This is a genomic window from Paenibacillus sp. P32E (genome assembly GCF_001909085.1).
In the GTDB taxonomy this organism is placed as follows: Bacteria; Bacillota; Bacilli; order Paenibacillales; family Paenibacillaceae; genus Paenibacillus_AQ; species Paenibacillus_AQ helianthi.
Window position 1 is genome coordinate 24,811 of sequence record NZ_LVYY01000017.1, and the last position, 14,996, is coordinate 39,806.

Consider the following 14,996-nt stretch of genomic DNA (forward strand, 5'->3'; position numbering starts at 1 on the left):
AAGTATGTTTTGTATTGGCTTATTTTTTATTGCAATTATTGTGCAACAATTCACAAGGAGAGGTGAAATCGGATGGGAAATAAAGTATTGACTGTCTGCCCATATTGCGGCAGCGGCTGCCAGCTGTATTTGCTGGTCGAGAATGGACAGGTCGTGGGCGCAGAGCCTGCGGATGGGCGGACGAATGAGGGAAACCTCTGTCTGAAAGGTCACTACGGCTGGGATTTCCTGAATGATCCGCAGCTGCTGACCTCCCGCCTCCGCAAGCCAATGATCCGCAAGGAGGGAGTTCTTCAAGAGGTTACCTGGGAAGAGGCTATTCAGTTCACCGCAGAGAAGCTGACAGCGATCAAGGAGAAATACGGGCCGGATGCGATTATGGGTACAGGCTCGGCCAGAGGACCGGGAAATGAAGCAAACTATGTGATGCAAAAGTTCATGAGAGCGGCGATAGGGACGAATAATATTGACCACTGTGCCCGAGTCTGCCATGGACCATCCGTTGCGGGACTGACCTATTCGCTGGGAGACGGGGCCATGTCGAATTCTATCCCGGAAATTGAAGACACCGATCTGCTGCTGATTTTTGGATATAATGCTGCCGTTACCCATCCGATTGTGGCGAGAAGAATTGTAAAAGCCAAGCAGAAGGGGGCAACGCTGATCGTCGCTGACCCCCGGATGACCGAATCGGCACGGATTGCGGACACCTGGCTGCCGCTGAAGGGTGGATCGAATATGGCGCTTGTGAACGCTTTTGGCCATGTGCTTGTGGAGGAGGAGCTATATGACAAGGATTATGTGTCTGATTTCGTAGAGGGGTTTGAAGAATACAAGGCGAATGTGCAGAAGTATACGCCCGAATATGCGGAGAGCATTACCGGTGTGCGGGCGGCTGATATCCGCAAGTCCATGCGTCAATATGCCAAGTCCGATAAGGCGATGATCCTCTACGGCATGGGGGTGTGCCAGTTTGCCCAGGCGGTGGATGTGGTTAAGGGGCTGGCTTCACTGGCGCTTCTGACCGGTCATTTCGGGAGAGCGAGTGTCGGGATTGGTCCGGTGCGCGGTCAAAACAACGTGCAGGGCTCCTGTGATATGGGCGCACTGCCTAACGTCTATCCCGGCTATCAGTCTGTAGAGGACGCAAAGCTACGCAAGAAATTCGAGAAGGCCTGGGGCACATCTCTGCCGGATAAAACAGGCTATCGCCTGACAGAGGTACCGCACCTCATCCTGAAAGAACACAAGATTAAGGCCTATTACATTTTCGGAGAAGATCCGGTGCAGAGCGACCCGAATGCCGCCGAGCTGCGGGAGGCGCTGGATCAGCTGGAGCTGGTGATTGTCCAGGATATCTTCATGAACAAAACAGCGTTACATGCCGATGTGATTCTGCCCGCCACCTCCTGGGGGGAGCATGACGGTGTTTATTCCTCAGCAGACCGGGGATTCCAGCGCATCCGAAAAGCAATTGAGCCCCCTGGCGGGGTGAAGCCGGACTGGCAGATCATCAGCGAAGTATCTACGGCCATGGGCTATCCAATGGCTTATAAGAATTCCGAGGAAATCTGGGATGAGATGAGGAAGTTGTGTCCGAGTTTTGCCGGAGCCAGCTACAGGAAGATGGAAACACAGGGTGATGTTCAATGGCCCTGTCCTTCCGAGGATCACCCGGGTACGCCTTATTTATACAAGGGGAACCGATTTACCACGCCGAACGGCAAAGGGCAGCTATTTGCATGTGAATGGAGAGCGCCGCTGGAGCAGCCGGATGTCGAGTATCCCTTGACACTCTCCACCGTCCGCGAAGTTGGGCATTACTCGGTACGGACGATGACCGGCAATTGCCGTGCGCTCAGCCAGCTGTCTGATGAGCCCGGCAATATCCAGATCAGTCTGGAGGACGCGGCGGAATATGGCATTGAGAACGGCCACTTGGTACGCGTCATTTCCCGTCGGGGGAAAATCATGGCCAGGGCGCAGGTCAGTGGCCGGACCAAGCAAGGTGCTACTTACATGACCTATCATTTCTGGATCGGAGCCTGCAACGAGCTGACGGCTGACTATCTGGACCCTGTCTCCAAAACACCGGAATACAAATACTGTGCGGTCCGGGTCGAAGCGATCGCCGACCAGGCCAAGGCCGAGGCGCTCATCCGGAAGCAATACGCGGAGCTGAGAAAGCAGATGATGGTAGGGGCGATGCAGGAATGAACCACGTACACTCCAATTCGCTGGTCATTGCCGAAGCGGCCAAATGCATCGGCTGCAAGGCCTGTGAGCTGGCCTGCTTCGCGGTGCATAACCGTGACAACGGTGTAGGCTCCACTGTGGGTACAGTCACCATGCCGGTTGTACCCCGCTTGTATGTGATCCGAACAGACAGCTTCACGATGCCGGTTCAATGCCGGCAGTGCGAGAACGCCCCTTGTGCGGGAGCCTGTCCGGTCCAGGCTATCCGTCAGAAGGATGGGGTCATTGTTATCGACGCGGATGCCTGCATTGGCTGCAAGGCCTGTGCCTTGGCCTGCCCGTTCGGAGCGATCAGTCTATACAAAGCCTACAGTGGAGGTGCGGAGCTGCCGCAACCGCTGCTGCAGGAACGCCGTGACAGCAAGCTGCAGCGCAAAACCCGAATCATTGCCTACAAATGTGATCTCTGCAGGAATATCGAAATGCCCGGGGCTGCGGACGGGGAGCTGGGGGCAAGCGGCAGAGATTCTTCAGTCACAGCCGTTCAAGGCCGCGAACCCTTCCCCGCTTGTGTTGCCGTCTGTCCGGAAGATGCGTTGAGGCTGGTCAAGGTGGGTTCGGGCAATCCACTTAGTCAGCACAGAGAAGGGATGACCTGCGATGTTATTCAGTGAACCCATCATTAAGATTGATCCTGAGCTGTGCACCGGCTGCCGCCGCTGTGCGGCAGTCTGTCCGGTGGATGCCATCATCGGCGAACCGGGCAAGCCCCAGGAAGTGGATGCCCACCGCTGTGTGGTGTGCGGTCAGTGCGTGCAGATCTGCACCGTCTATGCTGCAGACAGCCTGGAGTCCGGGGATAACCTTAAGAATAAACGGCTTCAAAGAGGACAGCTCCCAAGTGTACGAGAGCCTTTGTTCGCGGCCTATTCCGCGGGTCAAGTGCCGGAGGTCAAGCGTGCGCTGGCCGATTCTGCACTTTATAAGGTGGTGCAATGCGCACCGGCTATCCGCGTCTCGCTGGCTGAGGAATTCGGCCTGCCCATGGGTACACTGACACCGGGCAAGATGGCTGCGGCGCTGCGGCATCTGAAGTTTGACCGGATTTATGATACGAATTTTGGTGCGGACGTAACCATTATGGAGGAGGGCACGGAGCTGATCGGAAGGGTCATGTCTGGAGAGCGGCTGCCCATGTTCACCTCCTGCTGCCCCGCCTGGGTCAAGCATGCGGAGACGGCAGCGCCGGAGCTGCTTGACCACTTGTCGAGCTGTAAGTCACCAATGCAAATGGTTGGTGCGCTGGTCAAAACCTACGGAGCGAAGCAGAACGGGGTAGATCCTGCAAAGATTTATAGTGTAGCGGTCATGCCCTGCACCTGCAAGGAATTTGAGTGCAGCCGCGAAGAAATGGAGGTTGACGGGCTCCGGGAGGTTGATGTGGTGATTACCACCCGGGAACTGGCACAGCTGATTAAGGATGCGGGAATTGATTTTGTGAATCTGCCGGATGAGCCGTTCGATTCGCCGCTGGGCATATATTCCGGGGCAGGCTCGATATTCGGCGTTACCGGCGGGGTGATGGAAGCGGCCATCCGTACCAGCTATGAGCTGGTGACGCACGAGACGATCCCGAATCTGCAGCTGGATTTTGTCAGGGGTGAAGAAGGGCTTCGTACGGCAACGGCTCAGCTTGGCGATCTGGAGCTGAGGGTTGCCGTGGTCGCCGGTTTGAAATATGTGTCTGAAATTCTGAAACAGGTGAAGGAAGGCACCTCCCCTTATCATTTTATTGAAGTGATGGGCTGCCCAGAAGGCTGTGTCAGCGGCGGCGGACAACCCAAGCTGCTGCTGGAAACATTGCGCAAGAAAGCCTATCAGGCCAGAAAAAGCTCGGTCTACCGCCATGATTCCCATCAGCAGGTGCGAAAATCACATGAGAATCCGGCCATTATTAAGCTGTACAAGGATTTCCTGGGTGAGCCGCTGGGCCATGTATCTCATCACCTGTTGCATACGACGTTTCATTCCAGGGAGAAAATGTCACCAAACCAAGCTCTAGGTGTGAAGGAGGACTAATATGAACAGTTTTGTCATTGCCGATCCCGGACTCTGCATTGGCTGCCATACTTGTGAAGTGGCCTGTGTGGCTGCCCATTCCGCAAATAATATGTTCCTGCAGCAGGAAGAGAATCCGGACTTTTATCCCCGTCTGAGGGTAACGGAAACCGATCAGGTCACCGCCCCGGTGCAGTGCCGCCATTGCGAGGATGCTCCATGCGCCAATGTGTGTCCCAATGGTTCAATAACGAATAATAGTAGTAGTATCTCGATCAACCAGGATACCTGTATCGGCTGCAAGACTTGCATGCTGGTCTGTCCTTACGGGGCCATTGCCATGGTTCCGGCGTCCCGGGACGGACAGCGGCAGATCCAGGCCGGACTGCGCTCGAACGCGAGCGGAGTCTGGGCGCGGAAGGAGCGGCTGGTTGCCAGTAAATGTGATCTGTGCGATGAGAGTGGCAACGGTCCGGAATGCGTGCGGATTTGTCCCACACATGCGCTTCAGCTGGTGGTCCCCGGGAATGTGACGGAGAGCATCGCTGCCAAAAGAACAGCCAGTGCGCAGACACTGCAGCAGTTCGGCGGACTCATCCGGTTCTGAAATCATTTACCCTAGAAAGCATGGTGAATATCTTGTCTAATGCCTTGGCCGATTCCTTTGGCCGAATACACAATTATGTGCGCATCTCAGTAACGGACCGCTGCAATCTATCCTGTGAGTACTGTAAACCGGACCAGGCAGCCGCAGCTTCTTCACCGCAGCCGCTCACTTTTGACGAAATCAGTTCAGTGGTAGCTGTGCTTGCGGATATGGGCGTCACTAAGGTACGGCTTACCGGTGGCGAACCGCTGCTGCGGCCACGGATCGAGGAGCTGGTGGCCCGTCTTCATGATATAGGCGGCATTGAACGCATAGGGCTCACAACCAACGGAATGCTGCTGGCTTCCAAGGCAAGAGCGCTGCGCGGAGCCGGCTTGACCGACGTCAATATCAGTCTGGATTCCCTTCAGCCGGAACGCTTTGCAAGGATTACCGGGGGAGGGGATGTCGGCCGGGTGCTCCATGCCATTAGCACCAGCCTGGAAGCTGGTATTGAACGCGTGAAGGTTAATGTGGTCTTAATGCACGGGGTAAATGACGATGAAATCGAATCCTTTCTGCAGATGACCAACAAATATCCGCTGGACATCCGGTTCATTGAATATATGCCGATCGGCCGGAAGAATGAAGGCTGGAAAGCGGGATATATGCCGCTCAGCGGGATTCTGGATCGCTGTTCCAGAGCGGGCTGGGCTTATGATCCGGTGCCGCCTGAAGCCGCGAACGGGTCTTCCCTTGAACATGGTTTATCTACAAGCGCAACAGATTCGGGGCCGGCCCGTTATTACCGGATTGCTGGAGCAGCAGGGAAATTCGGATTGATTGACCCGGTCAGCAAGCATTTCTGCATGACCTGCAACCGGCTGCGCATCACCGCCAGCGGCCATGTCAAACCGTGCCTCTTCTGGAATGACGAATGGAATGTAAGACCATACATCGGGAAGGATGAGCTCTTGAAGCAATTGTTCCTGCGGTCGCTTGAGAACAAGCCGGTGCGGCATGAAATGCTCGGGGGGCTTAAGGCGGACGGTTCATACCATCCGCTGCAGGAGAGTACGATCCGCCAGATGTCACAGATTGGCGGGTGAAGCAGGGATGACGGATCATACGGCTTACCGTATTGAGAGTGATTCACTTGGCAGCTTGTCCGTTCCGCAGGATGCCTATTATGGGATTCATACCGCGCGGGCGAAGGATAATTTCAGGGCCGGAGGCCGTCCGGCGAACCTCTTGCTGCTGCGGGCGATCGTTCGGGTCAAACAGGCGGCAGCGGAGGTGAACGGGCGAATCCATGCCTTGCCGCAGAAGAAGGCACAGGCCATTCTTGAGGCCTGCAGGGAGATTCTGGAGGGCCGGCTGGATGCACATTTGATCGTCGATGCCTATCAAGGGGGAGCAGGGACCAGCAGCAATATGAATGTGAACGAGGTTATTGCTAACCGTTCGATTGAGCTGCTGGGCGGGGTGAAGGGCGATTATAGCATCATCCATCCCATTGATGATGTGAACCTCCATCAATCGACGAATGACGTCTATCCAACAGCGCTGCGCATTGCTGTCATTCCGCTTCTGCGGCAGCTGTCGGAAGAGCTGGCTGCACTCCAGGAAGCATTCCAGGCGAAGGAACGTGAGTATGCGGACCTGCTGAGACTTGGGCGGACTCAACTGATGGATGCACTGCCCATCCTGGCCGGGCAATCCTTCGGCGCCTGCGCCAAGGCAACTGCGCGCGACCGCTGGCGGCTGTACAAGTCAGAGGAGCGGCTGAGGGAGATTAACATCGGGGGAACAGCTGTGGGTACAGGAATGAATGCGCCGCTTGATTACATTTATGCCATGGCTGATGTACTGCGTGAGCTCACGGGACTGGGTCTTTACCGCAGTGATTTCCCGATGGATACGACGCAGAATATGGATGTGTTCGTGGAAGTGTCGGGCCTGCTTAAGGCCGCAGCGGTGAATCTGCTGAAGATCTCCAATGATTTTCGGCTGCTGTCCTCCGGTCCAGCCGGAGGAATAGGGGAATATATTCTGCCGGCGGTGCAGGCGGGGTCTTCCATCATGCCCGGGAAGGTGAATCCAGTGATTGCCGAAATGCTAGGCTCCGTGGCAATGCGGGTGATCGCTAATGATACGGCTGTGACCTTGGCAGCCGCAAGCGGTCAGCTGGAGCTGAACGCGTTTACCCCTGTGCTGGCTGAGGCCCTGCTGGAATCCCTGGAGCTCCTGCTTCGCGCCGTTCCACTGTTCCGGGAACGCTGTCTCAGCAGCCTCACGCTGGATGAAGCCCGCTGCCGGGAGCATGTGGAGCGTTCAGGGGTGATGGCTGCAGCTACAATAGCTTATCTTGGCTATGACACCGCTTCCGAGCTTGCCAAGGCAGCGGCTGCTTCCGGGCGTCCCCTGGAACAGCTTCTGCTGGAGGGCGGATGGATGACCGGGAAGCAGATTCATAAGGTGCTGCATCCGCTGGAAGTGACCAAGCCAGGGATACCCGGCCGGTCACAGTGGACAGTTCGGAATATGGAAGGAGGCTTAAGCCAGGATGAGCTTGAATGATACTCCGCGAGGAGAAAGACCGCATATCGCCGTATTCGGCAGCCGCAATGCCGGAAAATCAAGTCTGATTAATGCAATTTGCGGACAGGCAGTGTCCATCGTATCCCCGGTAAGCGGGACTACGACCGACCCGGTGTACCAGCCCATGGAGCTGCTGCCGGCGGGTCCGGTTGTACTGATTGACACTGCAGGACTCGACGACACCGGTGAGCTTGGAGAGCAGCGAATCCGCAAAACGCTCGATATTTTGAAGAAAACGGATTTGGCGTTCCTGGTGGTAGACGCAGCAGCCGGAGCTGGAGACTTCGAGCGTGAGCTGCTGAGGACTCTCGGAGCAGCAGGAACGAATGTAATGGTTGTTCTGAATAAAATTGACTTGATTACAGCAGATCCGCAGACGCTTGAAGAGCAGTGCAGCCAAATAGCTGCGCGTCTCGGAACTGGTGCTTCTATCCCTCTGATGCCGGTCAGCACCCTAAGCGGCAGTGGAATTGATGCTCTGAAGAAGACGGCAGCTGCGGTGCTGGCCAAGGAGGAAGAACGCTTCCGGCTGGTAGGGGATTTGCTTAAGCCGGGCGATGTGGCGGTATTAGTGGTTCCCATTGACAAGTCTGCCCCGAAGGGCCGTCTGATTCTGCCTCAGCAGCAGACGATCCGGGATATTATGGAATGTGATGGGGTGGCTGTGGTGACCAAGGAACAGGAGCTGGCGCACACGCTGGCCCAGCTGAACCGCAAGCCGCGCATCGTCATTACAGATTCACAGGTGTTTCTGAAGGTGGAGGCAGATACACCGCGGGATGTGCCGCTTACGTCATTCTCCATTCTGTTCGCCCGGTATAAAGGGGATCTTCCCCGGCTGGTCAGCGGATTGCGCTCCATCACGAGACTGAAAGACGGGGATCGGGTGCTGATTGCTGAAGCCTGCACGCACCACCGCCAGTCCGATGATATCGGCTCAGTCAAGATTCCCCGTTGGCTGCGGGAGATTACCGGCAGGCAGCTGATCATCGATAATGCTGCAGGGAGTGAATTCCTCACGAATTTGGAGCAATACTCGCTGATTATCCACTGCGGTGCCTGCATGCTTAACCGAAGAGCGATGCTGAGGAGACTGGATGAAGCAGAATTAGCCGGTGTACCGATTGTCAATTATGGCATGTTTATTGCCTATGTTCAGGGTGTATTTCCCAGGGCAATCGAAATGTTCCCGTCAGCTATGCTGGCCTGGGAGAATGGTACCGGAAGCCCTGCCCCAGTAGTCCCGGCTCAGTACTCAGTAACCCAGTAACCCAGTAACCCAGTAACTCATATAAATAACCCAGCACCCCCAAAAGGTCCCGTTCGTGGAATTTTCCTCGACGGGATCTTTTGAGGGTGCTGAGATTTGCAGCTGCAGACTTGCGCTATGTCGCTGTCCAACATCTGTGTTAGAAGCGCAGATCCCGTTCGCCAGTATGAATTCGCTCCAGATGCTCCCGGGTGGCCTTTCTGACCCCCTCCCGCGGAATCCGCTCCAGATTCTCGCGGATCGTCTGCTCGCCAATCGCGCGCATTTCGTCATCGGCATAGTCGAGCAGGTATTCCTGAAAGGTCATCAGTGAATTCGGCTGACAGACATTGTGAATCTGGCCCGATTTGGCCAGCTGCATGAAGCGGTCGCCTGTGCGTCCTTCCCTGTAGCAGGCAGTGCAGTAGCTGGGAACATAACCGTCCTTGCACAGGTTTTTGATAATTTCCATCGGTGAACGGTGATCGCCGACAGTGAACTGTGGTGTATCCTCCTTGTTCTTGTTGACGCTATAGGCTCCCACCCCGGTGGCAGAACCCGCGCTGATCTGCGAAATACCGAGCTTGATGATCTGATCTCGGAACTCCGAATCCTCACGCGTAGAGAGAATCATTCCTGTATAGGGAACGGCCATTCTCAGCACGGCAACAATTCGGGCGAAATCACTATCGCTGACCAGATAGGGGTAATTGTCCAGGTTCACATTCTCGGCTGCACGGAGGCGGGGGACAGAGATTGTGTGCGGTCCGCAGCCGAAGGCCTGCTCCAGATGCTCTGCATGCTTCAGCATGGCAATGGTCTCATACTTGTGGTCGTAAAGGCCATACAGCACACCAATGCCAACATCATCAATACCTGCGCGCATAGCCCGGTCCATGGCCGTTGTGTGCCAGTCATAATCATTTTTAGGGCCTTCAGGATGATAATACCGGTAGCTGGGGCGATGATACGTCTCCTGAAACAGGATATAGGTGCCGATTGCGGCTTCTGCCAGTCTACGGTAATCCTCCTCGGTAGTGGCGGCAATATTGACGTTAATCCGCCGAATGCTGCCGTTGTCGAGCTTAGTGTCGTAGATGGTTCGTATGCAATCAATAATATAGTCGATGGAGCAGTTGCGAGAATCCTCACCGGCCTCAAGTACCAGCCTTTTATGTCCGAGCGATTGCAGCACCTTGACCTCTTCAACAATTTCGGCTGCATTCAGACGGCTCCGTTCAAACTCCGAGTTGGAATGCTTGTACCCGCAGTATACACAATTATTCACACAATAGTTGCTGACATACAGCGGCGCAAAAAGGACGATCCGGTTGCCGTAGATCTGCTCCTTGATGCCCCGTGATACCTGATACAGCTGCTCCAGCGTTTCCTTGCCCTCCACATTGAGAAGTACTGCAGCTTCACGGGAGCTTAGCCCTTTGCAGGCTTTTGCTTTTTCCAGTATTGCGGCAATAATCTGCGAATCGGCAGCTGCTTCCGACCCATACTGTAAAGCTTTCAGAATCTCATCATCTTGAATAAAATCGGCCGGCTGGCGTTCATTTAGCTTGCTCACTCATATCCACTTCTTTCCGGATTGTTTTAATGATCAGGGCGTCTAGTGTTCCTGTAGAGAGCGGGAGAGATGCTTCAAGCTGTCGCCGCGTCCCATATCGACATGGAATCCGGCAGACTTCACCCGCTGCTCCAGGCAGAATCTGCATTGGGCGGATTCGTCACCCGTACAGATTTTGTTGTTGTAGAGCATATATTTGGCACGGACGGCCATAGGTGAGAGATTGGGCATCAAAACATTTGCCCCTGCCTGCAGCGCCCGCTCGCGTCCGTTAGGATGGGCGGTGCCCATCGCGGTAGTCGCTGGAATCAGGGCATCCGGCACCATCAGCCGGGCAAGAGCAATCATATCCAGAGTGTCCTCTACGGTTCCCGGCAGCTCGTCCTTCAATGGCGTGTCCCGATGTGGTAAAAAAGGGCCGATACCGATCATGTCCGGCTGCAGCTGCTGCAAATATAAGAGGTCCTCCGCTAAATCGGCAGCCGTCTGATCAGGCAGTCCGACCATGAATCCCGCTCCAACCTGATAGCCGATTCTCTGCAACGCGTTCAAGCGGTCCTGGCGGTTCTCATACTCCATTGTAGGATGGAAGGAGCGGTACAGGTTGGCAGACGCTGTTTCATGACGCAGCAAAAAACGGTCTGCACCTGCTGCGTACAGCCTTGAGTAACACTCATCATCCCGCTCGCCAATCGAAAGCGTCAGAGCAGCATCCGGGAACAGCTGTTTGACCGCCGCGATCAGAAGCACTAGCTTTTCTGTGGTATACCAGTCATCTTCACCGCTCTGCAGCACGAAGGTTCGGTAGCCCAAGGCATAGCCCTCACGGCAGCAATTCAGAATCTCTTCCGGCAGCAGACGGTAGCGGCTTAAGGACTTGTTACCCGAGCGCAGGCCGCAGTAAAGACAGTTTTGTTTGCATATATTCGAGAATTCGATTAGACCGCGCAAGTAAACAGCTCTTCCGTAGGTTCTTATTCTAGCCGCATGGGCCAGATCATACAGTTGCCTTCGGAGATCTCCGCCAAGATGGCTGAGCAGGTCTACCAGTTCCTGCTTATCCAACGATCCACCAGACGCTAATTGTTCCAATAACGGGTACGTTGAGCATCCCTCCCCCGGTCCATTCGTGATCACCATGCGCCGCACATGACTTGAAAATATTGTAACAAAAGTAAATTTACAGTACAGTGAGTTTTATGCTTGAAATTGCATGATTTATAAGTTCATTTCCAGTTTGCTTAAGTCGCTGATCCGCTCGGGATGCGTATACACATTGCAGGAATTTTGCCGGATAAAGCCTACCGCTGTGATTCCAAGCTGCTCCGCCAGCTCCACAGCCAGTCCCGTGGGAGCGGACTTGGACAGAATGATTTCGCAGCCGATTTTGGCTGCCTTGAGCAGGATCTCCGAGGAAATACGGCCGCTGAAGACGATGATTTTATTTCCGGGGTCAATTCCTGTTTTGAGACAGTGCCCGTAAATTTTATCCAGTGCATTATGGCGGCCGATATCACTGCGGGCCAGCAGGATTCCTTCAGCATCACAGAGTGCGGCACAGTGCACGCCTCCTGTCCGGTGGAACAAATCTGCACTGGTGAGTACTTCATCCATCAGGCGAAAACAATCTCTGAAAGTCAGTGTAATATGAACGCCGGGTTTGCTTTTAGCCGTACGGGCATCATTCACATAGACAAAGCCATGCCGGCTGGACCCGCAGCAGGAGGTGACATAACGTTTGGCGAACAACTGTCGGTGGAGCGGATTCCAGCGGTCCGTAGTCACATGCACATAGCCTTCCTCTTCCTGCGTCCACAGCTGCTGAATATCCTGAATTCCCCGGATAATACCTTCCGAAGCCAAATAACCGACAACCATATCCTCGATATATTCCGGTGTGCAGACCAGGGTAACAAATTCCTCACCGTTGATTTTGACCGTTACCGGATGCTCTGTCACAATAGTATCTTCTTCCCGGGTGAGCCTGCCGCTGCGGTAGCGGATGATGCTTCCATGCTGCTCCGATGGCTGTTCCATTGTCATCCTCCATATATATTTAATTTTAATAATATAAAAAATAACTTAAAATGTTAAAAATTACTATATCGCTCTATCCTACTACAACACTTTTCCAAAATCCTGTCAATTTCAGATTTCACATTCAATGGATTTATGTTAATTGTTCACTTGCTGCAAGCAGGATTTCCGGGGGTTCGCCGTTTTCCCGACAGCTTGTGGGCCAGCCTTCCTCTTGCTTTGTATACTGAAGGACAAGAAAAGGGGGTTCCCTGGCGCTGCCCTCTGATATACTATTAAGAAATAACTTGTACAACTAGAGAGAAGGGTGAAAGCATAAATGGCCAGCTTATTGGAGATTTTGCGCAAAGAAGTCGTACCGGCCGAAGGCTGTACCGAGCCGATTGCGGTTGCATATGCTGTCTCCTTGGCGGCAGAGCTTCTTGAGGAAGATATCACGGCAATCCGGCTGCAGCTCAGCGGGAATATCATTAAGAACGCGATGGGCGTGGGCATTCCCGGTACAGGTCAGACCGGACTCCCGATCGCAGCAGCACTCGGAGCGGTAGTGGGCCGTTCCCACAAAAAGCTCGAGATCTTGTCAGGCCTGAATCCGGCCGAATTGAAGCTGGCTAATGATCTGCTAGAACGGGGACTCCTTGAAGTAGAGCTGAAGGTTACACCTGAGAAGTTGTATATTGAAGCCCAGGTATATTCGCGGAACCATATGGCGACTGCCATTATTGCCGGAGAACATACTCATATAGATTTTCTGGCACTGGATGGGGAGAAAATCACACCGGCCAAGTCCAAGGCAGATTGCGGCAAACCCGGACGGTCGGATTCCGAGACGTATGCGGGTTCTGTTGAAGGCATCTTTGAGTTTGTCCGCAACGTTCCTTTCCAGGATATCCATTTTCTTCTGGAAGGAGCCAGAATGAACAAAGCTATATCCGATGAAGGATTGCGCGGGGATTACGGCTTGCAGGTGGGTAAGAAAATGAGCCAGCAATCGGCGGTGAACTTGTTCGGCAATGATGTGGCAAGCAAAATCATCGCCGCGACGGCTGCCGCCTCCGATGCGAGAATGGACGGCAGCGCAATGCCGGTAATGACTACGGCAGGCAGCGGCAACCAGGGCATCGCCTGCACGCTTCCTGTGATTGCTTTGGCAGAGCTGCTGGGCAAGGATGAGGAAATGCTGGCCCGGGCGCTTGCGCTGAGCAATCTGGTTACTGTCCATATTAAGCATTACATCGGGCGGCTATCGCCGCTATGCGGTTCAGGGATTGCCGGCGGAGTAGGAGCGAACAGCGGAATTCTCTATCTTATGGGCGGAAGCCTTGCCCAGATTAAGTTTGGGATACAGAATACCATCGCGTCCCTTTCAGGCATGATCTGCGATGGGGCCAAATCAACCTGTGCGCTCAAAATCTCCACCTCTACCAATGCGGCTATTCAGGCAGCTACGCTGGCAATGAACAACATTGGGCCAACGACGAAGGAGGGGGTTATCTTTGAAGAGGTGGAAGACACGATCCGCAACATGGAGCGTCTGGTTCAGGAAGGCCTTGCGGATACCGATGCTACAATCTTGAACATCATGCTCTCCAAAGGCGGAGTGCTGTAGCTGTATAATTTACAATCCATACCATCCCCGAATAAAACATACGTTTTCATACTTAAATACAAAACCGCCCGGTTCCCTGCGCAGTAAACACAGGGGACCGGGCGGTCTTTTTAATACAATACCTCGATATTCTCTTCGGCAAGCCGCTTCAGCCAAGGATCTGCAGGTCTGCGGTCCGTAATCAGCACATCTATACTGCCAAGTGCAACCAGCCTTGTAAAGGCGGTTTTGTCAAACTTGGTATGGTCGGCAAGCAGCACAACCCTTTCTGCCTGACGGAGCATGTGCTTCTTCAACTCACACTCGGGTTCATTGGAATCGGTAATTCCCCGCTCCATATCAATGCCTTTGCAGCTAATAACCGCAGTATCCACATTATAGCGCTGAATGGTGTCATGAGCGACCGGCCCGACCAGCGACAGCGAACGATGGCGCAGTGAACCGCCGGAGGAAATGATATTCAGGCCGGAGTTTGCGAACTCATGCAGAATATTAATAGAATTGGTGATGATCGTCAGATTGTTTTTGTTGCCCAGCAGCTTCAGAAATTCAAAAGAGGTAGAGCTGGGGTCTACCATCAGTGTATCCCCATCATTAATCAGATCCAGCGCTTTAAGCGCAATATTTCGTTTGATATCGGTGTTGAGCGCATTGCGCGTCACAAAAGGCAGGTCCTCATTCGTATGCCTGTTCAGCATTGCACCGCCATAAGTCCGGCTTAGAATGCCGTCTTTCTCCAGCTTTTCCAGGTCCCTGCGGATCGTTTCCTCGGTTACCTCGAACATCCGGCTGAGATCGGAGACGAGGACCCGTTTATCCTGATGTACAAGATCTATGATTTTCTTGCGTCTTTCGGCAGCCAGCATATGTATCCCCTTTCCGGAACGATATGGTCTAACTATAGACTTAAATATCTGTGTTTTGCAAGAAAATAAACGAAAACCACAGGTATTTTATATATGTTTCTTCGCAAAACAGACATTAAACAAATAAAAACAACATTATATATATTTTATTTGTTGACAACAAAGATTTGTGAAGATACGATGAGGATGTTAATGCTCTGACTGTAAGCGATACCTTT

At 53.7% G+C, this 14,996-nt stretch carries 12 protein-coding genes; 8 read left to right on the forward strand and 4 right to left on the reverse strand.

The genetic code is table 11. The features are described from left to right. Positions 1-72: 72 nt before the first annotated feature. Genes fdhF through hydF form a run of 7 tightly spaced genes read left to right on the forward strand, consistent with a single transcriptional unit; the run spans position 73 to position 8,711 of the window. Complete coding sequence (fdhF, locus tag A3848_RS17315) at positions 73-2,217, forward strand: formate dehydrogenase subunit alpha (protein ID WP_074086168.1); 2,145 nt, start codon at positions 73-75, stop codon at positions 2,215-2,217. Next, positions 2,214-2,870: a 4Fe-4S dicluster domain-containing protein gene (locus tag A3848_RS17320; RefSeq protein ID WP_074086169.1), complete on the forward strand. Its 657-nt coding sequence runs from the start codon at positions 2,214-2,216 to the stop codon at positions 2,868-2,870. Before fdhF ends, A3848_RS17320 begins: the two co-directional genes overlap by 4 nt. Beyond that, a complete protein-coding gene (locus tag A3848_RS17325; RefSeq protein WP_074086170.1) occupies positions 2,857-4,275 on the forward strand; it encodes a [FeFe] hydrogenase, group A in 1,419 nt (472 codons plus the stop codon). Before A3848_RS17320 ends, A3848_RS17325 begins: the two co-directional genes overlap by 14 nt. Before the next feature lies 1 nt (position 4,276). Continuing rightward, positions 4,277-4,861, forward strand: a complete 585-nt coding sequence (locus tag A3848_RS17330; RefSeq protein WP_074086171.1) for a 4Fe-4S dicluster domain-containing protein — start codon at positions 4,277-4,279, stop codon at positions 4,859-4,861. Positions 4,862-4,881: 20 nt separating this feature from the next. Continuing rightward, positions 4,882-5,949: a GTP 3',8-cyclase MoaA gene (gene moaA, locus A3848_RS17335; RefSeq protein WP_074086172.1), complete on the forward strand. Its 1,068-nt coding sequence runs from the start codon at positions 4,882-4,884 to the stop codon at positions 5,947-5,949. A gap of 7 nt (positions 5,950-5,956) precedes the next feature. Next, entirely contained in the window at positions 5,957-7,420 is a 1,464-nt protein-coding gene (locus A3848_RS17340; protein ID WP_074086237.1) for an aspartate ammonia-lyase, read from the forward strand. After that, positions 7,407-8,711: a [FeFe] hydrogenase H-cluster maturation GTPase HydF gene (hydF, locus tag A3848_RS17345; protein WP_074086173.1), complete on the forward strand. Its 1,305-nt coding sequence runs from the start codon at positions 7,407-7,409 to the stop codon at positions 8,709-8,711. Before A3848_RS17340 ends, hydF begins: the two co-directional genes overlap by 14 nt. A gap of 139 nt (positions 8,712-8,850) precedes the next feature. Here the strand turns inward: hydF and hydG are convergent, their stop codons facing one another. The 3 genes from hydG to fdhD form a co-directional block, all read right to left on the reverse strand. Next, a complete protein-coding gene (hydG, locus tag A3848_RS17350; protein ID WP_074086174.1) occupies positions 8,851-10,266 on the reverse strand; it encodes a [FeFe] hydrogenase H-cluster radical SAM maturase HydG in 1,416 nt (471 codons plus the stop codon). 42 nt (positions 10,267-10,308) lie between these two features. Next, positions 10,309-11,358: a [FeFe] hydrogenase H-cluster radical SAM maturase HydE gene (hydE, locus tag A3848_RS17355; RefSeq protein WP_074086175.1), complete on the reverse strand. Its 1,050-nt coding sequence runs from the start codon at positions 11,356-11,358 to the stop codon at positions 10,309-10,311. A gap of 126 nt (positions 11,359-11,484) precedes the next feature. After that, complete coding sequence (gene fdhD, locus A3848_RS17360) at positions 11,485-12,303, reverse strand: formate dehydrogenase accessory sulfurtransferase FdhD (RefSeq protein WP_074086176.1); 819 nt, start codon at positions 12,301-12,303, stop codon at positions 11,485-11,487. Positions 12,304-12,622: 319 nt separating this feature from the next. Here fdhD and A3848_RS17365 point away from each other — a divergent pair, with 319 nt between their 5' ends. Beyond that, positions 12,623-13,912, forward strand: coding sequence for an L-cysteine desulfidase family protein (locus A3848_RS17365; RefSeq protein WP_074086177.1), 1,290 nt, complete (start codon positions 12,623-12,625; stop codon positions 13,910-13,912). 110 nt (positions 13,913-14,022) lie between these two features. Here the strand turns inward: A3848_RS17365 and A3848_RS17370 are convergent, their stop codons facing one another. Then, entirely contained in the window at positions 14,023-14,778 is a 756-nt protein-coding gene (locus A3848_RS17370; protein WP_074086178.1) for a DeoR/GlpR family DNA-binding transcription regulator, read from the reverse strand. Positions 14,779-14,996: the final 218 nt, after the last annotated feature.